General features: G+C 67.2%; 16 protein-coding genes. 8 read left to right on the top strand and 8 right to left on the bottom strand.

The window, feature by feature from the left end:
* Positions 1–156: 156 nt before the first annotated feature.
* From QVG61_RS04530 to pdhA, 3 genes are all read right to left on the bottom strand, one after another.
* A complete protein-coding gene (locus tag QVG61_RS04530) occupies positions 157–1,578 on the bottom strand; it encodes a TrkH family potassium uptake protein (RefSeq protein ID WP_354671204.1) in 1,422 nt (473 codons plus the stop codon).
* A gap of 132 nt (positions 1,579–1,710) precedes the next feature.
* Positions 1,711–2,634, bottom strand: a complete 924-nt coding sequence (locus QVG61_RS04525; RefSeq protein ID WP_354671203.1) for a pyruvate dehydrogenase complex E1 component subunit beta — start codon at positions 2,632–2,634, stop codon at positions 1,711–1,713.
* A gap of 116 nt (positions 2,635–2,750) precedes the next feature.
* Positions 2,751–3,728 (bottom strand): pyruvate dehydrogenase (acetyl-transferring) E1 component subunit alpha, encoded by a 978-nt coding sequence (pdhA, locus tag QVG61_RS04520; protein ID WP_289932150.1) that lies wholly within the window; start codon positions 3,726–3,728, stop codon positions 2,751–2,753.
* Positions 3,729–3,823: 95 nt separating this feature from the next.
* Between pdhA and QVG61_RS04515 the strand changes: the two genes are divergently transcribed.
* Positions 3,824–5,203, top strand: coding sequence for a DegQ family serine endoprotease (locus tag QVG61_RS04515; protein ID WP_289932148.1), 1,380 nt, complete (start codon positions 3,824–3,826; stop codon positions 5,201–5,203).
* Positions 5,204–5,320: 117 nt separating this feature from the next.
* Here the strand turns inward: QVG61_RS04515 and QVG61_RS04510 are convergent, their stop codons facing one another.
* The 4 genes from QVG61_RS04510 to QVG61_RS04495 are packed head-to-tail and all read right to left on the bottom strand — an operon-like array spanning position 5,321 to position 11,401.
* A complete protein-coding gene (locus QVG61_RS04510; RefSeq protein ID WP_289932147.1) occupies positions 5,321–8,014 on the bottom strand; it encodes an HAD-IC family P-type ATPase in 2,694 nt (897 codons plus the stop codon).
* 3 nt (positions 8,015–8,017) lie between these two features.
* The gene (locus QVG61_RS04505; RefSeq protein WP_289932146.1) at positions 8,018–8,428 is read right to left on the bottom strand and encodes a universal stress protein; all 411 of its coding nucleotides are present in this window, start codon (positions 8,426–8,428) and stop codon (positions 8,018–8,020) included.
* Complete coding sequence (locus QVG61_RS04500; protein ID WP_289932144.1) at positions 8,421–9,683, bottom strand: cation:proton antiporter; 1,263 nt, start codon at positions 9,681–9,683, stop codon at positions 8,421–8,423. The genes QVG61_RS04505 and QVG61_RS04500 overlap by 8 nt, the downstream gene beginning before the upstream one ends.
* A 47-nt stretch (positions 9,684–9,730) precedes the next feature.
* Positions 9,731–11,401, bottom strand: coding sequence for an FAD-dependent oxidoreductase (locus tag QVG61_RS04495; protein ID WP_289932143.1), 1,671 nt, complete (start codon positions 11,399–11,401; stop codon positions 9,731–9,733).
* Positions 11,402–11,499: 98 nt separating this feature from the next.
* Here QVG61_RS04495 and QVG61_RS04490 point away from each other — a divergent pair, with 98 nt between their 5' ends.
* Together QVG61_RS04490 and QVG61_RS04485 are read left to right on the top strand one after the other, a co-directional pair.
* Entirely contained in the window at positions 11,500–11,895 is a 396-nt protein-coding gene (locus tag QVG61_RS04490) for a hypothetical protein (protein WP_289932142.1), read from the top strand.
* A gap of 50 nt (positions 11,896–11,945) precedes the next feature.
* Positions 11,946–12,701, top strand: a complete 756-nt coding sequence (locus QVG61_RS04485; protein WP_289932140.1) for a sulfite exporter TauE/SafE family protein — start codon at positions 11,946–11,948, stop codon at positions 12,699–12,701.
* A 253-nt stretch (positions 12,702–12,954) separates the two neighbouring features.
* On the opposite strand, the gene QVG61_RS04480 is transcribed toward QVG61_RS04485, so the two are convergent.
* The gene (locus QVG61_RS04480) at positions 12,955–13,353 is read right to left on the bottom strand and encodes a phage holin family protein (RefSeq protein ID WP_354671202.1); all 399 of its coding nucleotides are present in this window, start codon (positions 13,351–13,353) and stop codon (positions 12,955–12,957) included.
* Between the two features lie 167 nt (positions 13,354–13,520).
* Here QVG61_RS04480 and ftsH point away from each other — a divergent pair, with 167 nt between their 5' ends.
* From ftsH to ppsA, 5 genes are all read left to right on the top strand, one after another.
* Positions 13,521–15,431 carry an ATP-dependent zinc metalloprotease FtsH gene (gene ftsH / locus QVG61_RS04475; protein WP_289932137.1) on the top strand — a complete coding sequence of 637 codons (1,911 nt, stop codon included), beginning with the start codon at positions 13,521–13,523 and terminating at the stop codon, positions 15,429–15,431.
* Positions 15,418–16,740 (top strand): APC family permease, encoded by a 1,323-nt coding sequence (locus QVG61_RS04470; RefSeq protein WP_289932136.1) that lies wholly within the window; start codon positions 15,418–15,420, stop codon positions 16,738–16,740. Before ftsH ends, QVG61_RS04470 begins: the two co-directional genes overlap by 14 nt.
* A gap of 65 nt (positions 16,741–16,805) precedes the next feature.
* Positions 16,806–19,409, top strand: a complete 2,604-nt coding sequence (locus QVG61_RS04465; protein WP_289932135.1) for a plasma-membrane proton-efflux P-type ATPase — start codon at positions 16,806–16,808, stop codon at positions 19,407–19,409.
* A gap of 140 nt (positions 19,410–19,549) precedes the next feature.
* Positions 19,550–20,074: a zinc ribbon-containing protein gene (locus QVG61_RS04460; protein WP_289932134.1), complete on the top strand. Its 525-nt coding sequence runs from the start codon at positions 19,550–19,552 to the stop codon at positions 20,072–20,074.
* A gap of 52 nt (positions 20,075–20,126) precedes the next feature.
* The gene (gene ppsA, locus QVG61_RS04455; RefSeq protein WP_289932133.1) at positions 20,127–22,556 is read left to right on the top strand and encodes a phosphoenolpyruvate synthase; all 2,430 of its coding nucleotides are present in this window, start codon (positions 20,127–20,129) and stop codon (positions 22,554–22,556) included.
* The last annotated feature ends 8 nt before the right edge of the window (positions 22,557–22,564 follow it).

Here is a 22,564-nt window from a genome sequence, read left to right as displayed (position 1 = left end):
CGGGGCCGGAAAAAAGCAGCGGGCCACGGTACCCCAAGGGGCAACCGGCCAGCGCGTCCTGGCGCGGGGAAGTCGTCGCTGGTAAAGACGAGATGCGCGGAACAGGAAGGCCCGTTATTCTAAGCGCTCGACGGCGGTCAGCGCAAATCACCCGCCCTATTCCCGCCAGAAGGCGGGATGGAGCAGCACCAGCAGGGTGAAGATCTCCAGGCGTCCGAGGAGCATGGCGGCGGCGGCCAACAGCTTGGCGGCATCACTGACCCCGCCAAAGGTATAGGCCACCTCGCCCAGGCCCGGCCCCAGGTTGTTGAGACAGGTCGCCACGGCGGCAAAGGCGCTGACCTGATCCAGACCAGCGGCCATCATCGCCAGAGTCAGCAGCACGAAGACGAAGATGTAGGCCGCGAAGAAGCCCCAGATCGCCTGGGTGGTACGCTCGCCGAGCAGCCGCCGGCCGATGCGCACCGGCCGCAGGGCCCGGGGGTGCAGCAGCCGCCCCAGCTCGCGCTGGCCCTGCTTGATCAGCAGCAGCACCCGCATCACCTTCATGCCGCCGGCGGTGGAACCGCCGCAGCCGCCGATGAAGCTGATGAAGATCAACAGCACCGGCAGGAACAGCGGCCAGTGGGTGAAGTCCACCTCGCCGAAACCGGTGCTGGTGATCACCGACACCACCTCGAAACCGGAATCGACGAAGGCTGCGGCATAGCTGTCGTAATCACCGGTCAGGCGCAGCACCGCGACCAGCACCAGGGTGGTGAGCAGGGTGAACAGCAGAAAGGTCCGCACCTCGATGTCACGCAGGTAATGCAGGGGATTGAAGCTGCGCCAGACGCTGAAGTGGATGCTGAAGTTGATGCCACCGAGCAACATGAAGGCCATGGCGATCAGCTCGATCGGCACGCTGGCATAGTAGCCGAGGCTCGCATCATGGGTGGAGAAGCCCCCGGTGGAGATGGTCGCAAAGCTGTGGCCGATGGCGTCGAAGGGGGTCATGCCGGCCAACCAGTAAGCCAGGGCGCAGAGCACGGTCAGCCCCAGGTAGATCAACCACAGGGCACGCGCCGTCTGAGCCAGCCGCGGCTCGATCTTCTCCTCCTTCAGCGGACCCGGCGTCTCGGCCCGGTAGAGGCGCATGCCGCCGATGCCCAGCAGCGGCTGGATGGCCACCGCCAGCACCACCAGCCCCATGCCACCCAGCCACTGCAACTGCTGCCGATAGTAGAGCAGTGAGCGTGGCAGGCCATCCAGGCCACTGATCACCGTGGCCCCGGTGGTGGTGAAACCGGAGACTGCCTCGAAGAAGGCGTTGACGAAACTCAGGTGCGGCCCGAACAGAAAGGGCAGCGCGCTGACCAGGCTGAGCAGCAGCCAGAACAGGGCCACCACGATGAATCCGTCGCGCCGCCGCAGCTCGCCGCGATGGTTGCGTACCGGCAGCCAGAGCAACAGACCGATGGCCTGGGCCGCAAGAAAGGCGTAGAGGAAGCTGGCCAACTGGCCGTCGCGGTACCACCAGGCGAGCAGCGCCGGCACCAGCAAGGTGCTGCTGAAGGCCAGACTGAGCAGACCGACCACGCGCAGCGGCCGGCCGAGCCGCGGGAGCGGGCCAGGCTCCGCATCCGGGGTCAAGGCGTCATGGGACAGGTCGGCAGCCACGATGCTGCATTCTACGCCACCCCGGAGGTGAACGGCGAGAGGCGGCCGGCCTCAGCCAGCCTGCAGCATGCGCCGGGCCAGTTCCACCACCTGCCCTGCCACCGGCAGGGAAGCCGCCTCCAGCGTGCCGTTGTAGGGGGTGGGCACGTCCACGGCCGCGAGCCGGTGGATGGGCGCGTCGAGATCGAAGAAATTGCGTTCGCCGAGTTCTGCGGCCAGCTCGGCACCGGCCCCGCCAAAGCGGCAGTCCTCCTCGACGATCAGCAGCCGATGGGTCCGTGCCAGCGAGGCCTGCACCGTCGGCAGATCGACCGGGCGCAGGCTGCGCAGATCGATGACCTCGGCCTCGATGCCCTCCGCGGCCAGTTGTGCGGCGGCCTCCAGGCAGACATCGACCATGCGTTGCCAGGCAAGCAGGGTGATGTGCTCACCGGGGCGACGCACCCGGGCGGCATGCATCGGCGGCGGCGCGGCATCGATGTCGAAGGGTCCGGTCTCGAAGTACAGCCGCTCATGTTCGAGGACGATCACCGGGTCGTCGCAGCGGATCGCCTGTTTGAGTTGCCAGTAACTGTCCTGCGGCGTACCCGGCGCGACCAGACGCAGCCCCGGGACATTCATCAGGGTGTGCTCCAGCCGCTGCGAGTGCTGGGCCGCAAGCTGCTTCGCCACCCCGCCCGGCATGCGCACCACCAGCGGCACGCTGAACTGGCCACCGGACATGTAGCGCAGCTTGGCGGCCATGTTGATGATGGCATCCAGCGCCAGCAGGGCGAAATTGACGGTCATGATCTCCACCACCGGCCGTCCGCCGACCAGCGCCGCCCCCACCCCCAGGCCGGTGAAGCTGCCCTCGGAGATCGGCGTGTCGCGCACCCGCCACTCGCCGTACTTGGCGTACAGCCCCTGGGTGACCCGATAGCTGCCGCCATAGAGACCGACGTCCTCGCCGAGGATGAACACCGCGTCGTCCATGCCCAGCGCCTCGTCCAGGGCGATGTTCAGCGCCTGCCAGACGGCCAGTTCCGGAGCCGGTTCTGCGGGGGCCAACAGGCCGAGATTGTCGTTGCGGCTGCGCCGCCCGCTGCCGCTCATGCCCCACCTCCGTAAAGATCCAGGGGTTGCACATAGAGGTCACGCATCAGCTCGCCCGGCTCCGGGCTCTGTTCGGCAAAGCGCACTGCGTCCTCGACCGCCTCGCGGGCCGCCTTCTCCTCGGCCTCGATGGTCGCCTCGTCCAGCCAGCCCTCCGCCAGGATCTGGCGGCGCAGGTTGAACAGCGGGTCCCGGGCGCGCAGCTCCTGCACCTCGAGACTGGAGCGGTAGGCAGCGGCATCGGCCATGGAGTGGCCGCGGAAGCGGTAGGTCTCGCATTCCAGCAGATAGGGTCCCTTGCCGTCGCGCACCAGGCGCAGGGCGCGCTCGGTCGCCTCGTAGACCGCCAGCACGTCCATGCCGTCGACCCGCTCGCCCTCGATGCCGTAGGCACAGGCCCGCTTGTAGACCTCGGTCAGGGCCGAGTGCTGGTGGATCTCGGTGCCGATCTGGTAGTGGTTGTTCTCGCAGACGAACAACACCGGCAGTCTCCACAGCGCGGCCATGTTCAGGGACTCGTGGAAGGTGCCCTGGTTGGTGGCACCATCGCCGAAATAGCAGAGCACGACATCGGCAGAACGGTTCATGGCCAGCCAGTAGCCGGCACCGATGGCCACCGGGAAGGTTTCGCCGACGATGGCATAGCCGCCGAGGAATCGGCGTTCGGCATCGAACAGGTGCATGGAACCGCCATAGCCGCGCGAGCAACCGGTCTCGCGTCCGAACAGTTCGGCCATCACCGCCCGTGGCGAGATGCCGCGCACCAGGGCATGGACGTGCTCGCGGTAGGTACTGACCACATAGTCGCCGGGGTCGGCGGCACGCAGGGTGCCGACTGCCACCGCCTCCTCGCCTGGATACAGATGCAGGAAACCGGCGATACGCCCCCGGGCATACTGCTCGGCCGCGGCCTCCTCGAAATAGCGTGCCAGCAGCATGTCGGACAGGAACTGGCGGACCCGGTTGAGATTCATGCGCGCTACCCCCATGTGCTGCTGGAAACACCATAGCAGGAAAATCCCTGCCGTCCACTCCTGCTCGGGTCCGACAAGAAAAGGAGTTTCGAAAAATGAAACCTTACGCCTCCCGCTTCTTCGCATCGCTGTTCAGCCTGCTGTTCGTGCTCTGGGCACAGGCCGCCAGCGGCGCCCTGCCGGCACTGCTGCAGAATGCCGAGGGCAAGCCCAGCCTGGCACCGATGCTGAAACAGGTGATGCCGGCCGTGGTCAACATCTCCACCCGCTCGCGGGTCCGGGTACCGCCCAATCCACTGCTGCAGGACCCCCTGTTCCGGCGCTTTTTCGGCATCCCCGACACCCCCCAGGAACGCGAACGGACCAGCCTCGGTTCCGGGGTGATCGTCGATGCCGCCAAGGGCTTCATCATCACCAACCACCACGTCATCGACCAGGCGGATGAGATCACCGTCACCCTGCGCGACAAGCGGCGCCTGGAAGCGCGGGTGGTGGGCACCGACCCCGAGGCCGACCTGGCGGTGATCCAGATCGAGGCGCGCGGGCTGCGCGATTTGCCGATGGCCGACTCCAGCAAGCTGGAGGTGGGCGACTTCGTGGTCGCCATCGGCAACCCCTTCGGCCTGCAACAGACCGTGACCTCGGGCATCGTCAGCGCGCTGGGCCGCTCGGGACTGGGCATCGAGGGCTACGAGAACTTCATCCAGACCGACGCCTCGATCAATCCCGGCAACTCCGGCGGTGCCCTGGTCGACCTGGACGGCAGGCTGGTTGGCATCAACACCGCCATCGTCGGCCCCAGCGGCGGCAATGTCGGCATCGGCTTCGCCATCCCCAGCAACATGGTGAACGCCATCATGCGGCAGCTGATCCGCTACGGCGAGGTGCGCCGCGGCCAGCTCGGCGTGATGGCGCAGGACCTGACCCCGGAACTGGCCGAAGCGCTGAAACTGAGCCGGCGCAGCGGCGCGGTCATCACCCAGGTGATCAAGGGTTCGGCGGCCGAACAGGCCGGCCTGCGCAGCGGTGACGTGGTGGTGGAGGTCAACGGCAAGCCGGTGAAGAGTTCCGCCGACCTGCGCAACACCATCGGCCTGTTGCCGGTGGGCAGCGAGCTGCGGCTGAAGATCATCCGCGACGGCAAGCCGCGGAGACTGCGCGCCACCATCGCCCGTCCCCGGCAGGAGCAGATCCAGGCCGGCAAGCTGAGCCCCTACCTGGAAGGCGCGGTACTCGGCAACCTCACCCCCGACCACCCGCTGGCCGGCAAGGTGCAGGGCATCGAGATCGTCGAAGTGGAACCCGGCAGCCGGGCCTGGGCAGCCGGCCTGCGTCCAGGCGACGTCATCGTCTCCATCAACCGCCAGCCGGTCAGCGACCTGGAGGAGGCCGAGAAGGCGCTGCGGGCCGCCCGGCAGGGGGTGCTGCTCAATGTGCTGCGCGGCGACGGGGCCTTCTTCCTGGTGATCCGCTGACCCGCGAGGCATCCCGGCGGCACGGCGGGCGGCGGCCCATCGCGGCCTGGCGGCCGCTCCCACAACCGGTGGGGCGGGCCGCCGGCAGCAGCGGCGGACCGTCCGCGATCCGCCCCTTCAGTTCACCCGCCCCCGCCACCTCGACCACTTGTAGATCTCCATCAGGCCGAAGACCGGCAAGGCGACGAGCAGGATCAACCCCCAGTCGGCCCAGCCCAGCGGCACGGTGTGCAGGGCATCCTGCAGGAAGGGCAGGTACACGGCGCACACCTGCAGGCCGATGGTCACCATCCAGGCAAGCAATATCCAGGGATTGGAGAGGAAACCGACCACCGCCAGGGGCTCGTGCAGGGCGCGGTAATTGAACACGTTCATCTTCTCCAGGACGATGATGCCGGTGAAGGCAACGGTCTGCGCCAGCTGGATTTCCGCCTCCGTGCCCTCCTGAATGTAATGATGAAACAGCCACAGGGTGGCGAGGCCGATGTAGCCGCCGAGCAAGGCGATCATGAGGATGCCGCCACGGTCGAGGATGGGCTCGTGGGCGGCGCGCGGCGGGCGCTGCATGATGCCCTTCTCCGCCGGCTCCACGCCCAGGGCCACGGCGGTCATGCCGTCGGTGACCAGGTTCATCCACAGGATCTGCACCGGCAGCAGGATCAGCGGGCCGCCGAGCAGGATGTTGACCAGGATGGCCAGCACCTCGCCGGTGTTGGACGACAGCAGGTAACGCACGAACTTCTGGATGTTGTCGTACTGGCGCCGTCCCTCCTCGACGGCACCGACGATGGAGGCGAAGTTGTCGTCGGTGAGGATCATGTCCGAAGCATTCTTGGCCACGTCGGTGCCCCGCTTGCCCATGGCGATGCCGATGTCGGCCTTCTTCAGCGCCGGGGCGTCGTTGACGCCATCGCCGGTCATGCCCACCACGTGGCCGAGACTTTGCAACAGGCCGACGATGCGCAGCTTGTTCTCCGGCGTGGTGCGGGCGAACAGCACCTGCCTGTCGCGCAGGATGGCGAGCAGGGCTTCGTCGTCCAGGCCCTGGAGATCGTTGCCGCTCAGCGCCTGCTCCACCCGCAGACCAATGCGCCGGGCGATGGCCTGCGCCGTGGCGACGGCATCGCCGGTGATCATGATGGTCTTGATGCCAGCCTGGTGGGCGGTGCGGATGGCATCCGGCACCTCCGGCCGCGGCGGGTCGATGATGCCCACCACCCCCAGCAGGGTCAGCTCCTGTTCCACCGCCTCGGCGTCCAGTGCCACCTCCGGCGGCAGGCGGCGTCGGGCCAGGGCCAGGGTACGGAGGCCGTCCTCGGCCATGCGCATGTAGGCCTGGTTGAAGGCCTCGCGGTCGGCGTCGGTGAGCGGGCGCTCGCTGTCGCCATCGAGGATCCTGGTACAACGGGCGAGGATCACCTCCGGCGCGCCCTTTACGTGGGCCAGCAGGCCCTCGTCGGTCTTTTCCACCAGGGTCATGCGCTTGCGCTCGGAATTGAAGGAAAACTCACTGACGGTGCGCGCCTCCACCGGCTGGCTCAGCCAGGCCTTGTAGGCGGCCACCACCAGGGCCGCCTCGGTCGGCTCGCCGATCTGGTGCCAGCCCTGCTCGTCCTTCTCCAGCCGGGCGTGGTTGCAGACGAGCCCGGTTTCGAGCAGGGCCAGCAGGTCCGGACATTGCCGGTAGTCGATCTTCTCCCCGTCCACCTCGAAGTGCCCGGCCGGATCGTAGCCGACGCCGGTGACGGTGACCTCGCCCGTGGGCAGCCAGATCTTGCGCGTGGTCATCTCGTTCTGGGTCAGGGTGCCGGTCTTGTCGGTACAGATCACCGTCGCCGCACCCAGGGTCTCTGCCGCCTGCAGCCGCCTGAGCAGGGCGCGGCGGCGCACCATGGCACGCACGCCAAGGGCCAGGGTGATGGTCACCACCGCCGGCAGCCCCTCGGGCACCACCGCCACGGCCAGGGAGACACCGGTGAGGAACATCTCCAGCAGCGGCTTGCCCACCAGCCAGCCGACCATGGCGACCAGGACGGAGATGGCCACCGAGTAGATGCCCAGCTGCTTGCCCAGCACCGCCAGCTTGCGCTGCAGGGGGGTGGTCTCCTCACCCACGCTCTGGGTCAGGTGGGCGATGCGGCCGAATTCGGTCGCCATGCCGGTGGCCACCACCAGGCCGCGGGCCCGGCCGTTGGTGACCGCGGTGCCCATCCAGGCGATGTCGTGGCGCAGGGCCAGGGGGGCGCCGACCTCGACGGGCGTGACATCCTTCACCACCGGCAGGGACTCGCCGGTGAGCGCCGACTCGTCCAGCTTCAGGTTGATGGCCTCGATCAGGCGCAGGTCGGCCGGCACCCGATCGCCGATCTCCAGCAATACCAGGTCGCCCGGCACCAGCTCGCGGGCGTCGATCTCCTGTTCGCGGCCGTCGCGCAGCACCTTGCAGCGCGGCGCCAGCATGCGCTGCAGGGCGGCCAGGGCCTGCTCCGCCTTCCATTCCTGCACGAAGCCGAGGATGCCGTTGAGGACCACGATGGCGAGAATGGTGACGGCGTCGCCCGTCTCGCCGATGGCGAAGGCGATGGTGGCGGCGATGAGCAGGATGAAGATCAGCACGTCGACGAACTGACGCGCCAGAACCCGGTACCAGGGCGTCCTGCGCACCGCCTGCAGGGTGTTGGGGCCGGTCTCGCGCAGACGGGCCTGCGCCTCCTCCGCGCTCAGCCCCCGTTCGACATCGCTGTGCAGCCGCGCCAGCACCGCCTCGGCGGCAAGCGCGTGCCAGTCATCCGTCTGTGCAGTCCCGGCCACGGCTCAGCCTTCGCTGGGCAGCGGGATCACCAGCACCGGCATCCGGCACAGGGAGATCACGGCGCTGGTGGTGCTGCCGACGTAGATACGCTCCACGGTGCTGCGCTGACGGCGTCCGAGGATCACCGGAGCCACGCGGCAGCGGGCTGCCACCTCGGGGATACGCTCCTCCGGCGTTCCCGTCTCGATGTGGATAGCCTTTGCCGGAAGCGACAGTCCGCAGCTCGCCAGCAGCGCCAGCAGCCTGTCGCGGCACTGCTGCTCGTCATTGGCGGCCTGCATGACGTGCAGGACCTGCAGGGGCTGACCACAGCGACGGCTGTATTCCAGGGCCATCCGGCACAGGGTCTCGCTGTCGCTCTCCAGATCGAGACACAACAACATGGACGGCGGGCGATTCATCGATTCAGTCATGGGCGGTCTCCCCCTTGGTTTCCGGTACATGCCGCTTCAGATCATGCCCCCAGCGGCGAATCAGGCCGGTGAATATCAAGGGCACCAGCAGCGTCGACAGCGAGGAGGCGCTGACCAGGGCCGTGAACAGGTGTTCGTCGATGAGCCTGGCGTCCAGCAGCAGCTTGGCGACGATGATCTCGGTGGTGAGCTGGGCGTTGATACCGATACCCACCACCCAGGCCTCGCGTGAACTCAGTCGACCCATGGGCACCAGCAGGAAGGTGCCCAGCGGCTTGCCGACGAAGGTCGCGGCGAACAGCAGCAGGGCCAACTCCGGCTCGCGCAACAGCCCTCCCAGGTCCAGGCTGAGTCCCACCCAGAAGAAGAAGATCAGACCGAAGAAGCCGTAGGTGACCCCGCGGATGGCCTGGGTGGCGCTTTCACCCACCGGGCCCTGGCGGTTGTAGACCGGGCGCAGCAACACACCGGCGGTGATGGCCCCCACCACCATGCTCAGCTCGGCCCACTGGGAAAGCCCGCCCAGCCCGAACAGCACCAGCACGGAGAGCATCACCAGATGTCGTGTCTGGCGCCGCGGCAGCAGCCCGGCCAGCCAGGGAATGACCCAGCGGTAGCCCAGCCAGGCGCTGAGCAGGAAGGCCCCGCTGCCGAGCACGATCTTCAGGACATCGTTCTCGATGACCTCCCGGACACCGCTCGAACTCAGGCTGCGCTCGCCGATCCACACCGAGACGAAGGCCACCATGAACATCTCGATGATGTCGTCCAGCACCCCGGTACCGACGATGAAGTGACCCACCCGGGTGCGGATCAGGTTGAACTCGTCGAGGATGGGCACGATCACCGCCTCTGCGGTGGGCATGCGCGTCAGACCGATGACGAAGGCCAGGGCCCAGCCATAGCCCAGACCCAGCATCACTGCCGCACCGAACAGGAAGGGCAGCGAGGTATTGAGCACCGTGAGCCAGATGATGGAGCTGCTCTGGCGACGCATCTCCCGCAGATCGATCTGCAGTCCGATGAAGAACAGCAGCAGCAGCACCCCCAGATCGGCGAGAAAACTGAACACGGGATAGAGCGCCGGGGACTGCAGGCGGGCACCCAATGGCGTGTAGTGGGCAAGCATGGCGACGAAGATGGCACCGAGGATGAGCGGCACGCGCAGGCGCGTGAGCAGGGCACCGAGCAGATAGGTGGCGGTGAAGAGCACGGTCAGCTCCAGCAGCAGCTCGCTGATCTCGGCCTCAGCCATGACAGCCTCCCAAAGGCAGCCAGGCCGGCCGCCAGCGGCAAAAGGATTCAGCCCTGCCCGCCATCACCGCCCCTGCTGTCACGCAGCGCGTGCAGGTATTCGTGGGCGGCCAGCGCCGCCTTGGCGCCAGCCGCCGCCGCTACCAGAATCTGCTTCACGGCCTCGTCGCTGACGTCACCGGCGGCGAACAGGCCGGCCACCGCCGTCGACTGGTCACGCGCCACCGGCACCTCGCCGCGCTCGTTGAGTTCGAGCAACCCTTGCAACGGCTGGCTGTTGGGCACCAGGCCGATCTCCAGGAACACGCCCTCCACCGCCAGATCCTGTTGCCGGCCGTCCTCCACGCCACGCAGGCGGATACCGCTCAGCCGCTCCCTGCCGAGGAATTCCCGCACCTCCATGGCCGGATGCAGACGCACCCTGTTCGAGGCGCGAACTTCATCGATCAGCACCGGGTCGGCCTGGAAATCCGGCAGGATGTTGATGACATGGATCTCGCGGGCGAAGGGCAGCAGATCTCGTGCCGCGGTGAAGGCGGAATTGCCGCCGCCGACCACGGCGACCCGCTTGTCGCGAAACAGGGGGGCGTCGCAGGTGGCACAGAAGGCCACCCCGTGGCCGAGGAAGCGCTGCTCACCCGGCACCCCCAGGGTGCGGTACCGCTTGCCGGCACAGTAGATCACCGCCTGCGCCCGGTAGACCCGGCCGTCACCGGCATGGGCCAGGAAGTCCTGGCCGTCGCGCTCGATGCGGTCCACGCTCAGATGCAGGCGCTCGGCGATGGGGAAGCGCTCAATCTGGCGGCGGAACTGTTCGGCCAGTTCCTGGCCGCCGATGGTGGCTATGCCGGGCCAGTTCTCGATCTGCGCAGTGTTGACGATCTGCCCGCCGGGCCGGTCGCCGAGCAGCAGCAGATCGAGTTCCTTGCGGGCCGCGTAGAGGGCGGCGCCCATCGCCGCCGGCCCGGCACCGACGATCAGCAGTTGATAGCGGTGCCCGGGATCGGGATCGCGCACCCGGCGCTCGCCGCGCTGGCTGCGCAGCGCCGCCTCCACCTCCTCATAGGCTTCGGGTTCGGCCAGACGAAGGATCTCCAGCAGGGCATCCCGTGGCGGCAGGGCCCCCTCGAAGGCCGGCCGTTCATTGACCACGGTGCGCGGCACACCGCTGACCTGGTAACGCTGTGCCAGTTCCGGGAACTGTGCCGCGTCGATCATGTCGGCCTGGATCTGCGGATTGAGGTAGGCCAGCTGATGGGCCAGCTGCACCATGGCAGGGCAATAGGGACAGGTCAGGGTGACCAGGATCTCCAGGTGCAGCGGATGGCGGATACGCCTGGCCAGCGCCCGGGCCTCGGCATCCAGTCCCGTCTCGCCGCCGGAGACCATCAGGATGGCCTCGATCAGCGAATCGAACTCGTAGCCGCTGGTCACGCCATAGAAACGGATGCCATGATCCTGCTCGCCGAGCACCGCGGTGGCCGGCACCCGGCGGATACCGTATCTCTGCGCCAGCCCGGCGTCCCCCTGCAGGTCGTGGACCTCCAGTTGCAGCCGATCCGAGAGGTCGGCCAGGGCCTCCAGCAGCGCCCGCTGCTCGCGGCAGGCCTGGCAGGGCATGCGCTGGGTGAAGAACAGCAAGCGTACCGGTCCTTGCAGTGAACTCTCGAACAGCCTGCGCACCGCCTCCCGGGTCCGGGCATCGATCGCTTCCGTCATCTCCCGCCCCTCCTTTCGTTGCCGACTGCTACAATCATAGGTCATGCAAGTGCCTGGCCGACACCCCGCAGTGGCCCTCTCCCGGGTCAGTGGCTGTCATGAAACAGCGCCATAGACGCTGGCGGCAGGAACATGCCGCCTGGATCGCCGATGCCGAGCGCTGGCGCCGGGAGGAACAGAAGCTGATGGCCATCCTCTATGCCCTGGAACGCGCCCTGCCCGAGCTGAGCGAGGATCTCGACGACTACATCGAGCAGATCCGCCAGCACGAGGCGCGCCTCGATGCCCACGAGGCCGGGCTCGAACGCCTCACCCGCCACGACCCCGGGGCGCCGGAATACCGCGCCCTGCTCGCCGCCCACGACAGGATCGCCGCCCAGCACCGGGCCATGCGCGCCCGCCACGAGCAGTTGCGCCGCGCCCGCGAACCCGCAATCCGCGAGATCCGCCGCCTGCTGCACGAGGCCGAACAACTGCTCGGGAAACAGGACTGAGCCATGGCAGCACGGCCGCTGCGGCGGAGACTGGCGACAGCGAACCCGGCATGTCCTGGCTGAAGGGTATCGCCATTGGCCTCGTCGCCGGCACCGGCGGCGGCCTGATGAGCCTCGGCGGTGGCACCCTGGTGATCCCGCTGCTGATGGGCTGGGCCGGGCTCGGTCCGCTGCTGGCCCGCGGCACGGCGCTGGCGGTCAGCGTCTTCAGCGCCGCCACCGGCAGTCTGATCTACGCCCGCCACGGCCAGCTCGACCTGTTGACCGTGCTCTGGGTCGCCCTGCCCTCCTTTCTCATCACCCCGCTGGCCGCGGCCTGGTCGGAGCACCTGCCGCCGACTGCGCTGAAACGGGGCTTCGGCCTGGTGGTCATGGCCGGTGGACTGCTGATGATCTTCCGCGACCTGGTGTTCGACGGCCTGGCCTTTGCGGCCGACTGGGCGCCGTTCTATCTGCTCGGCGTGGGGGTGGTCGAGGGGCTGGTGGCAGGCATCATCGGCATCAGCGGCGGCCCGGTGCTGGCACCGCTGTTCGTGCTCGGCCTCGGCATGCCACAACAGCTTGCCCAGGGCTGTTCGCTGGCGGCACGCCTGCCGGCGGTGCTCAGCGGCAGCTGGGAGAACTGGCGACTGGGCAATGTCTGTCGGCCGCTGGTGCTGCCGCTGGCGCTGGGCGCCCTCGCCGGTGCGACCCTTGGCAGCCGCCTGGCGCTGGCCCTGCCCGAGCCACGGCTGCGGCTGCTGTTCGGGCTGGTCCTGATCGGCCTCGGCCTGCGCTATCTGCTGCGCCCCGGGAGCAGGGGCTGAAGCTGCAGAGAGAGTACCGCCATCGGGGGCGGGCAGCGAAACCGCGCTGCGGCAGCCGGGGGGCCGGCACGCTTCTCCAGGAAATGTCTGATCAAATCTGGTTACAAGCCGCCAGGGCGCCAAGAAAGCCTTATGAATTCAATAAATGGCAACTTGGCGTTCCTGGCGCCCTGGCGGCTATGTCAATTGAAATGAGCATTTTGAGCCATTTTTAACGCCGTATCGTGCCGTCAGAGGGTCTTTCAACAGCCTGCTAAAGATAGACCCCATGCCCGCGCTGTTGCATGTAGATCCAGTGCACCTCACCCACCATCAACCACTGCAGGAGGATGAAACCGAGCAGCCCGAGCAGGGCCATGACCAGGGCGGCGAGCAGCGCCGAGCCGAAACCGCGCACCTCGAAGCCCGGCACCAGGGCGGCGCTGAGCCATATGGTGAGGGCATTGACCACCAGCGCGAAGAGGCCAAAGGTGAGCACCGTCAGCGGCAGGGTCAGCAGCCAGAGCAGTGGCCGGATGAAGGCGTTGACCAGCCCCAGCACCAGGGCTGCCAGCAGCAGCGTGCCGGGGGTGCGCGCGCTGACCCCGGGCACCAGCAGGGTGGTGATCCACAGACCCAGGGCCGTCACCAGCCACATGAACAGGATGCCCAGCAACATCGTCCCCCCTTGCGCCCCGCCGGCGCTTGAATCAGCCGTGCCGGCCCCCATTATGCGGGTGGTGGCAAGATGACGCCACACGGCTGGGTTGACGCGCAGACATCCGCCGCCATGGTATAACGGAAGCTGCCACCCCGGCGGCCGGCAGAGGCGAGACGAGAATGGGCAAGAACGAGTTCAGCGGCGGCAAGAAACCCGAGATCGAGATCAACAAACCGGACAGCGAACCGCACCGCTTCTGGCAGCGTCCCGACTTCACCCTGTGGCTGTATCTGATCTTCATGCTGGTTTCCTTCTATGTCTGGCAGGGCTACCACCAGGCGCAGCGCGAGGAGATCCCCTACAGCGAGTTCCTGCAGCACGTGGACAAGGGCGAGGTGGCCGAGGCGGTGGTCACCGAGCGGATCATCACCGGCACCCTGACCCTCAAGGACCCCAAGACCCAGCAGCCACGCCGCTTCATCACCATCCCGCTGTGGGACACCGACCTGGCCAAGGACCTCAAGGACCACGGCGTCAAATACAGCGTGCGGCCGGGCAACGACTGGCTGAGCAACTTCCTGTTCAACTGGGTGCTGCCCTTCGGTCTGCTGTTCCTGTTCTGGGGCTGGATGGCCAAGCGCATGGGCCGCATGGGTGGCGGCTTCCTCAATATCGGCAACAAGATCCATATCCACCCGGAAGGCGGCATCAAGGTCACCTTCGAGGACGTGGCCGGCCAGGACGAGGCCAAGCAGGAGCTGCGCGAGACCATCGAGTTTCTCAAGGATCCGAGCCGCATCCAGCGCCTCGGTGGCCACATGCCCAAGGGCGTGCTGCTGATGGGACCACCCGGCACCGGCAAGACCCTGCTGGCCCGCGCGGTGGCCGGCGAGGCCGGGGTGCCGTTCTTCAACATCAGCGGCTCGGAGTTCATCGAGCTGTTCGTCGGCGTCGGTGCGGCACGGGTGCGCGAACTGTTCGAGCAGGCTCGCAAGCAGGCCCCCTGCATCATCTTCATCGACGAGCTGGACGCCATCGGCGGGGCACGCGGCATGGGCCCGGCGATGGGCGGCCACGACGAACGGGAGCAGACCCTCAACCAGCTGTTGACCGAGATGGACGGCTTCGACCCCACCTCCGGCGTGGTGGTGATGGCCGCCACCAATCGTCCGGAGATCCTCGACAAGGCGCTGTTGCGCGCCGGCCGCTTCGACCGCCAGATCGTGGTCGACAAGCCGGATCTGGAGGGCCGGGTGGCGATCCTCAGGATCCACACCCGCAAGATGAAGCTGGCCGACGACGTCGACCTGCGGATTGTCGCCCAGCGCACCCCGGGCTTCGTCGGCGCCGACCTGGCCAATATCGCCAACGAAGCGGCGATCCGCGCGGTACGCGAGAACCACCAGGCCATCACCATGGCCGACTTCGAGGCGGCCATCGACCGGGTCATCGCCGGTCCGGAGAAGAAGAACCGCGCCCTGAGCAGCGAGGAGAAGCGGCGTGTCGCCTTCCACGAGTCCGGCCACGCCCTGGTGGCGGTGACAGTGCCCACCGGGGAGCCGGTGCACAAGGTGTCCATCATCCCACGTGGGGTGGCAGCGCTGGGCTATACCCTGCAACTGCCGGTGGAAGAGAAGTTCCTGTCCACGGTCAGCGAACTCAAGGACCAGCTGGCGATCCTGCTCGGCGGCCGGGTGGCGGAAGAACTCGTCTACGGCGACATCTCCAGCGGGGCCGCCAATGACCTGGAGCGGGCCACCGAGATCGCCCGTTCCATGGTCACCCAGCTCGGCATGAGCGACAAGCTGGGTCCGGTCACCTTCGGCAAGCACCAGCAGCTGGTGTACCTCGGCGTGCAGCAGGAGGAACGCAACTACAGCGAGGAGACGGCGCGCCAGATCGACGCCGAGGTCCGCGCCCTGGTCGAAGAGGCGCATCGGCGCGCCCACCAGATCATCGACAGTCGGCGCCCGGTGCTGGACGCACTGGCCGCGCGATTGATGGAAAAGGAGGTGATCAGCGGCGAGGAGGTGCTGGAGGTGGTCCGCGAGACCGGCGGCAAGAGCAGCGACCCGCATGCCGGCGCCTGAGGCTTCGCCACCGCCCGCGAATGGCAGCCAGCTCGACCTGAAACAGGTCATCGCCATGGGCGTGGGCGCCATGGTCGGCGGCGGCATCTTTTCGGTCCTGGGCCTGGCCATCGCCCAGGCCGGCCATGCGGCACCGCTGGCCTTCGCCCTGGGCGGCTGCATCGCCCTGCTGACCGGCTACGCCTATGCCCGGCTGGGACTCGCCTTCCACTCCGAGGGCGGCAGCTTCACCTATCTGGAACATGCCTTCCGCTCGCGGCACATCGCCGGGCTGGGCGGCTGGCTGCTGCTCGCCGGCTACATCGGCACCATGGCCCTGTATGCCTACACCTTCGGCGTCTATGGCACCGCCCTGCTCGGTGGCGAGACGCCCAATCCGGCCATGCACCACCTGCTGGAATCGCTGATCCTGCTCCTGTTCCTTGGCATCAACCTCTACGGGGTCCGCGAGACCGGCACCTCCGAACTGCTCATCGTCACGGCCAAGGTGCTGATCCTGGCGCTGTTCGCCGTCATCGGCCTGCTCAACCTCCGGGCCGACCATGTACTGCCCCTGTTCGACCAGGCTCCGGGGGGGCTGTTGATGGGGGCGGCGCTGATCTTCGTCGCCTACGAGGGCTTTGAACTGATCCCCAATGCCATGCACGAGATGCGCGATCCGGCCCGCAACCTGACGCGTGGCATCTTCGGCTCCATCGCCATCACCCTCGCCATCTACGTGCTGGTCGCCCTGGTGGCGGTCGGCAACCTCACGCCGGAACAGATCGACCGCTATCAGGAATACGCCCTGGCAGTGGCCGCCCAGCCCTTCCTCGGCGAGGCCGGCTTCCTGCTGATCGGGCTGGCCGCCCTGTTCTCCACCGCCTCGGCCATCAATGCCACCCTGTTCGGCACTGCCCGGCTGGCCAGCGTCATGGCGCGCGAACACAGCCTGCCGCAGGTATTCGGCTTCCGCCGCCGCGGCAACGGTATCCCCTGGCTGAGCCTGATCATCATCAGCGCCGTCACCCTGCTGTTCGTCAACCTGGCCGATCTGACCATGATCTCGTCCTTCGCCAGCTCGACCTTTCTGCTCATCTTCGCTGCCATCAACCTGTCCGCCCTGCGCCTGCGCCGGCAGATCGGCATCCGGCCGCTGGCCCCGGCACTGGGGCTGGCCTTCTCGCTTTCATCCTGGCTGGCGCTGGGCGTCTATCTTTGGCGCGAACAGCCGCACAGCCTGCACTGGATCGGCGGCGCCTACCTGGCGGTGGCCCTGTCGCATCTGCTGTTCAGCCACCTGCGGCTGCCCACGGACACGGCGGTTTGAGTTTCCCCTGTTGCGTCCCTACCTTCCTATTATTAACCCGGCAACAGACAGACGAGAGGACGCCGATGGACAAGGACACGGACGACTACCAGCACCAGGATGTCAGCCAGACCCTGCAGGCGCTGGAAACCGACCCCGAACACGGCCTCTCGACCGTGGAGGTGCGGCAGCGTCTCGAGCGCTACGGCTACAACGAGATCCAGGAGCAGGAGGAACCGCTCTGGCACCGCATCTTCCGCCGCTTCTGGGGCCCGATCCCCTGGATGATCGAGATCGCCGCCCTGCTCTCGGCGGCCGTGCAGAAGTGGGAAGACTTCACCATCATCTTCATCATGCTGCTGGTCAACGGCCTGCTCGACTTCTTCCAGGAACACCGCGCGCTGAATGCCCTGGCCGCGCTCAAACAGAAACTGACCCAGGAGGTCACGGTGCTGCGCGATGGTGAGTTCCGCAGCATCCCGGCGCGCGAACTGGTGCCGGGCGACATCATCAGGCTGAAGATCGGCGACGTGATCCCGGCCGACGTGCAGCTGATCGACGGCGAGTACCTGTCCATCGACCAGTCCGCGCTGACCGGCGAGTCCCTGCCGGTGAGCAAGCGCCGCAACGACGTGGCCTACGCCAACACCATCGTCAAGCAAGGCGAGATGCACGCCCTGGTGATCAACACCGGCCCCCGCACCCGCTTCCATGCCGTGGTTGCCCTGGTGGCCAAGGCCTCGCTGCAGGAGCGCAGCCACTTCCAGCAGATGGTGATCAAGATCGGCAATTTCCTGATCTTCGTCACCCTGGCCCTGGTGACGCTGATCATCCTGGTTTCGCTGTTCCGCCACGAGGATCTGCTGGAGATCCTGCGCTTCGCAATGGTGCTCACCGTGGCCGCCATCCCGGTCGCCCTGCCAGCGGTGCTGTCGGTGACCATGGCCGTTGGCGCCCTCAACCTGGCCCGGCGCCAGGCCATCGTCTCCCGGCTCACCGCCATCGAGGAACTGGCCGGGGTCGACGTCTTCTGCTCCGACAAGACCGGCACCCTGACCCGCAACCAGATGCAGGTCGCCGAACCGGTGGTGTTCGACGGCCACGACCAGGCCGAACTGTTCCTGCATGCGCTGCTCGCCTCCCGGCCAGAGAACCGCGACCCCATCGAACTGCCGCTGTTCCACCATGTCGACCAGCACTTCCCGGACCTGCCCTGGAAGGAATACCGGCAGGTCGAATTCATCCCCTTCGATCCCATCCGCAAGCGCACCGAGGCTGTGCTGGAAAAGGATGGCCGCCGCTTCCGCGCCCTGAAGGGTGCCGCCCAGATCCTGCTGGACATGGCCGAGCTGTCCGACAACGAGCGCGTGGCCATCACCCGCACCGTGGAGGTGCTGGCCAGCAAGGGCTATCGCACCCTGGCCGTGGCCCGCCAGGAGGGCGAGGCGCCACTGGAATTGATCGGCCTGATTCCACTGTTCGACCCGCCGCGAGAGGATTCCAGGGAGGTCATCGAGGTCATGCGCGAGTACGGCGTGCGGGTCAAGATGGTGACCGGGGACAATGCCGCCATCGCCCGGGAGATCGGCCAGATGCTGGGGCTGGAGCCGCGGGTGATGCGCGCCGAGCAGATCAGCGGCAAGTCGGGCACCGAGATCATCGATCTGGCCGAGGCGCTGAGCGCGGCGCTGTACCGCAAGCTCCACCCCGGCGTCACCATGAAGGCGGCACGCGATTTCGCGGACGGCGTTATCGAGGAGATGCAGAAGCTGTTCGACACCAGCCTCATCCAGCGCGAATTCGTGCACACCCACGAATCGGCGCTGATCGACATGATCGAGGCCACCGAGATCTTTGCCGAGGTGGTGCCCGAAGACAAATACCTGCTGGTGGAGAAGCTGCAGAAGGCAGGCCACATCGTCGGCATGACCGGCGACGGCGTCAATGACGCCCCGGCGCTGAAGAAGGCCGATTGCGGTTTCGCCGTGTCCAACGCCACCGATGCGGCGCGCGCCGCAGCGGACATCATCCTCACCGCACCCGGCCTGTCGGTCATCGACCATGCCATCGAGCAGGCGCGCATCACCTTCGAGCGCATGAAGTCCTACGCGGTGTACCGCATCGCCGAGACCATACGCGTGCTGCTGTTCATGACCCTGTCGATCGTGGTCTTCAATTTCTATCCGGTGACCGCGTTCATGATCGTCATCCTGGCGCTGCTCAACGACATCCCCATCCTCAGCATCGCCTACGACAATACCCGCGTCCAGCAACATCCGGTACGCTGGAACATGACCGAGCTGCTCAGCATTTCCAGCATTCTCGGCGTCGCCGGCGTGGCCAGCTCCTTCCTGCTGTTCTTCATCCTGGAAGAGCTGGAATATCCCGAACCGTTCATCCAGTCGGTCATCTTCTGCAAGCTGATCGTCGCCGGCCACCTCACCATCTTCGTCACCCGCACCGAGGACTGGATGTGGAAAAGACCCTATCCCTCGGCCCTGCTGCTGCATGCCGGGCTGTGGAGCGCCGTGCTCGGCACCCTGATCAGCGTCTATGGCTGGTGGGTGGAGCCCATCGGCTGGACGGTGGCCGGCTACATCTGGCTCTACGCCCTGGTCTGGGGCCTGTTCAACGATGCCGTCAAGAAGGGCGCCATCGCCCTGCTGCGGCGTGAGAACTGGTATGCCTGAGTCCACCGCAGCCGAGCGACGGTCGCCCGGCACTCAGCCCCGCCAGCGGCTGCCATGTCTGAGACCGGCTTGCCCTGCGTCATGGCGGCGACTGACGGCAAGCGGCACAATGACCCACGATCAAACAGGAGACCCTGAACATGAAAGACCCCCTGAAGCACGACCCGCTGGACGTTCTCGGCGAGGCCTACGAACGGATGCTGGAACGCGCCATGGAGGACTTCCACAAGGCCGAGGAGAAGACCGGCCCGGCGCTGCACCAGATGATCGACGGGGCCCGGGAGAAGGCCGTCGAGCTGGGCGAGCTGAGTCGCGAGGAGGCCGAGAAGGTCGCCAACTACCTGAAACGCGACCTGGCCGAGGCCGCCAGCTACCTCGATGAGACCGGCCGCGAACTCAAGGACTGGCTGGGCCTGGAGACACGGCTGGTCGAGTCCGAGCTGCTCGACCTGTTCATGCGGGCCGCCGACAAGACCACCCTGGAACTGATCCAGTTCAAGGAGGCCCTGCGCGAGGCATCGACCTATCATACCGGCGAGATCGCCGGCCCCGGCACCCTGGTCTGCGACGCCTGCGGCGAGCGGCTGCACTTCCAGCGTGCCGGCCGGATCCCGCCCTGCCCCAAGTGCCACGCCACCCGCTTCCACCGCGAGCGCGGGCAGTGAGCGCCGGTACACGCCGCTGAGCGGCGCCGCAGTGCAGCAAGGAGGGGACATCATGGACCAGAGATACCGCTACGTGCGCTTCTTCAGGGAGCTCGGCATCGAGGACATCGCCAGTGTCGGCGGCAAGAACGCCTCGCTGGGCGAGCTGTACCGCGAACTCACCCCGCAGGGGGTAAGGATACCGAACGGCTTCGCCATCACCGCCGACGCCTACCGCCACCTGCTGGACAGCGCCGGCGCCTGGGAGGCGCTGCACGAGGCGCTCGACGGCCTGGACCCGGACGACGTCGCCGATCTCGCCAGTCGTGCCGCCCGGGCCCGTTCCATCGTCTACGGCGCCCCCCTGCCGCCGGACCTGGAGGCGGAGATGCTGGCCGCCTACCGCGAGCTGCAGGCCGAGTACGGCGAGACACTGAGCATGGCCATCCGCAGCTCGGCCACCGCCGAAGACCTGCCCACCGCCAGCTTCGCCGGCCAGCACGACACCTACCTCAACGTCCGCGGCGAGGCCGAATACCTGGATGCCTGCCGGCGCTGTTTCGCCAGCCTGTTCACCGACCGCGCCATCCACTACCGCGTCGACCAGGGCTTCGATCACTTCAGGATCGCCCTCTCCATCGGGGTGATGAAGATGGTGCGCTCCGACCTGGCGGCCTCCGGGGTGATGTTTTCGCTCGACACCGAGTCCGGCTTCCGCGACGTGGTATTCATCACCGCCGCCTACGGCCTGGGCGAGAACGTGGTGCAGGGCGCGGTCGATCCGGACGAGTTCTACGTCCACAAGCCGACCTTCGAGCAGGGCCACCGCTGCGTGCTGCGCCGCAATCTCGGCTCCAAGAAGGTGAAGATGATCTATACCCGCGGCCGCACCCGGGAACCGGTACGCAACGTGCCGACCTCGGCCGAGGAACGCGCCCGCTTCTGCATCAGCGATGCGGAGGTGCTGAAACTGGCCGACTATGCAATCAAGGTGGAAAGGCACTACAGCAAGCAGGCCGGGCACGACAAGCCGATGGACATGGAATGGGCCAAGGACGGCCTCGACGGCGAGTTGTACCTGCTGCAGGCACGGCCGGAGACGGTCGCCTCCCAGAGGCAGGGCGCAATGCTCGAGGAATACCGCCTGGATGGCGAGCCCGGCCCCCTGCTGGCCACCGGCCGTGCCGTGGGCACCCGTATCGCCAGCGGCAGGGCGCGGGTGATCCACGACCTGGACGAACTACAGGACTTCCAGCCCGGCGAAGTGCTGGTGGCCGACACCACCACCCCGGACTGGGAACCGGTGATGAAGATCGCTGCCGCCATCGTCACCAACCGCGGCGGCCGCACCTGCCACGCCGCCATCGTCTCCCGCGAGCTTGGCATCCCGGCGGTGGTCGGCAGCGGCAACGCCACCGAGGCCATCCACGACGGTGACACCGTCACCGTCTCCTGCGCCGAGGGCGACGTGGGCCGGGTCTATGCCGGCGCCGTGCCCTACGTGGTGGAACGCACCGATCTCAGCCACCTGGCCCGGCCGGCGACCCGCATCATGCTCAACCTGGGCAATCCGGAGCTGGCCTTCAAGACCAGCTTCCTGCCCAACGACGGCGTCGGCCTGGCACGCATGGAATTCATCATCAACGAATACATCAAGGTCCATCCCCTGGCCCTGCTGCATCCCGAGCGGGTCGAGGACCCCGAGCAGCGCGAGCGCATCGCCAGGCAGATCCGCGGCCATGCCAACGGCGCCGAGTTCTTCGTCCAGCGTCTCTCCGAGGGGGTCGGCACCATCGCCGCCGCCTTCTGGCCCAAGCCGGTGATCGTGCGCCTGTCCGACTTCAAGAGCAACGAATACGCCAGCCTGCTCGGCGGCCGGGCCTTCGAGCCCGAGGAGGCCAACCCCATGCTCGGCTTCCGCGGTGCCGCGCGCTACACCCACCCCGCCTATGCCGAGGGCTTTGCCCTGGAGTGCGCTGCCATGAAGCGGGTGCGGGAGGAAATGGGGCTGACCAACCTGCGCTTGATGGTGCCCTTCTGCCGCCGCGTGGAGGAAGGCAGAAAGGTGCTGCAGAGCCTCGCCGAACACGGCCTGAAACGTGGCGAACAGGGGCTTGAGATCTACGTCATGTGCGAGATCCCCAACAACGTCATCCAGATCGACGCCTTCGCCGAACTGTTCGACGGCTTCTCCATCGGCTCCAACGACCTCACCCAGCTGGTGCTCGGCGTGGACCGCGACTCGGAGCTGGTCGCCTTCGACTACGACGAGCGCGACGCCGGGGTGAAGGCCATGATCCGCATGGCGGTCGAGGGGGCGCGGCGCAACGGCCGTCACTCCGGGATCTGCGGCCAGGCCCCCTCCGACTACCCGGAAATGGCCGAATTCCTGGTCGAGATCGGTATCGACTCCATGAGCCTCAACCCGGACAGCCTGCTGCGCACCACCCAGCACGTGCTCGAGGTCGAGGCCCGGCTGGGGCGCGCACCGCGCAGCTCATAGGGGATTGA

This window comes from Thiohalobacter sp. IOR34 (assembly GCF_030406045.1).
Classification (GTDB): domain Bacteria; phylum Pseudomonadota; class Gammaproteobacteria; order Thiohalobacterales; family Thiohalobacteraceae.
Note: the sequence above shows the minus strand (reverse complement) of the source record. Positions and strands in the feature narration are given on the sequence as shown.

Coding starts and splice junctions, on each gene's coding strand:
- QVG61_RS04470 (WP_289932136.1), top strand. CDS start 15,418: ATGCCGGCGCCTGAGGCTTCGCCACCGCCCGCGAATGGCAGCCAGCTC.
- pdhA (WP_289932150.1), bottom strand. CDS start 3,728: ATGAATCTCAACCGGGTCCGCCAGTTCCTGTCCGACATGCTGCTGGCA.
- QVG61_RS04485 (WP_289932140.1), top strand. CDS start 11,946: ATGTCCTGGCTGAAGGGTATCGCCATTGGCCTCGTCGCCGGCACCGGC.
- QVG61_RS04525 (WP_354671203.1), bottom strand. CDS start 2,634: ATGGACGACGCGGTGTTCATCCTCGGCGAGGACGTCGGTCTCTATGGC.
- ftsH (WP_289932137.1), top strand. CDS start 13,521: ATGGGCAAGAACGAGTTCAGCGGCGGCAAGAAACCCGAGATCGAGATC.
- QVG61_RS04515 (WP_289932148.1), top strand. CDS start 3,824: ATGAAACCTTACGCCTCCCGCTTCTTCGCATCGCTGTTCAGCCTGCTG.
- QVG61_RS04460 (WP_289932134.1), top strand. CDS start 19,550: ATGAAAGACCCCCTGAAGCACGACCCGCTGGACGTTCTCGGCGAGGCC.
- QVG61_RS04500 (WP_289932144.1), bottom strand. CDS start 9,683: ATGGCTGAGGCCGAGATCAGCGAGCTGCTGCTGGAGCTGACCGTGCTC.
- QVG61_RS04490 (WP_289932142.1), top strand. CDS start 11,500: ATGAAACAGCGCCATAGACGCTGGCGGCAGGAACATGCCGCCTGGATC.
- QVG61_RS04465 (WP_289932135.1), top strand. CDS start 16,806: ATGGACAAGGACACGGACGACTACCAGCACCAGGATGTCAGCCAGACC.
- QVG61_RS04505 (WP_289932146.1), bottom strand. CDS start 8,428: ATGACTGAATCGATGAATCGCCCGCCGTCCATGTTGTTGTGTCTCGAT.
- QVG61_RS04495 (WP_289932143.1), bottom strand. CDS start 11,401: ATGACGGAAGCGATCGATGCCCGGACCCGGGAGGCGGTGCGCAGGCTG.
- ppsA (WP_289932133.1), top strand. CDS start 20,127: ATGGACCAGAGATACCGCTACGTGCGCTTCTTCAGGGAGCTCGGCATC.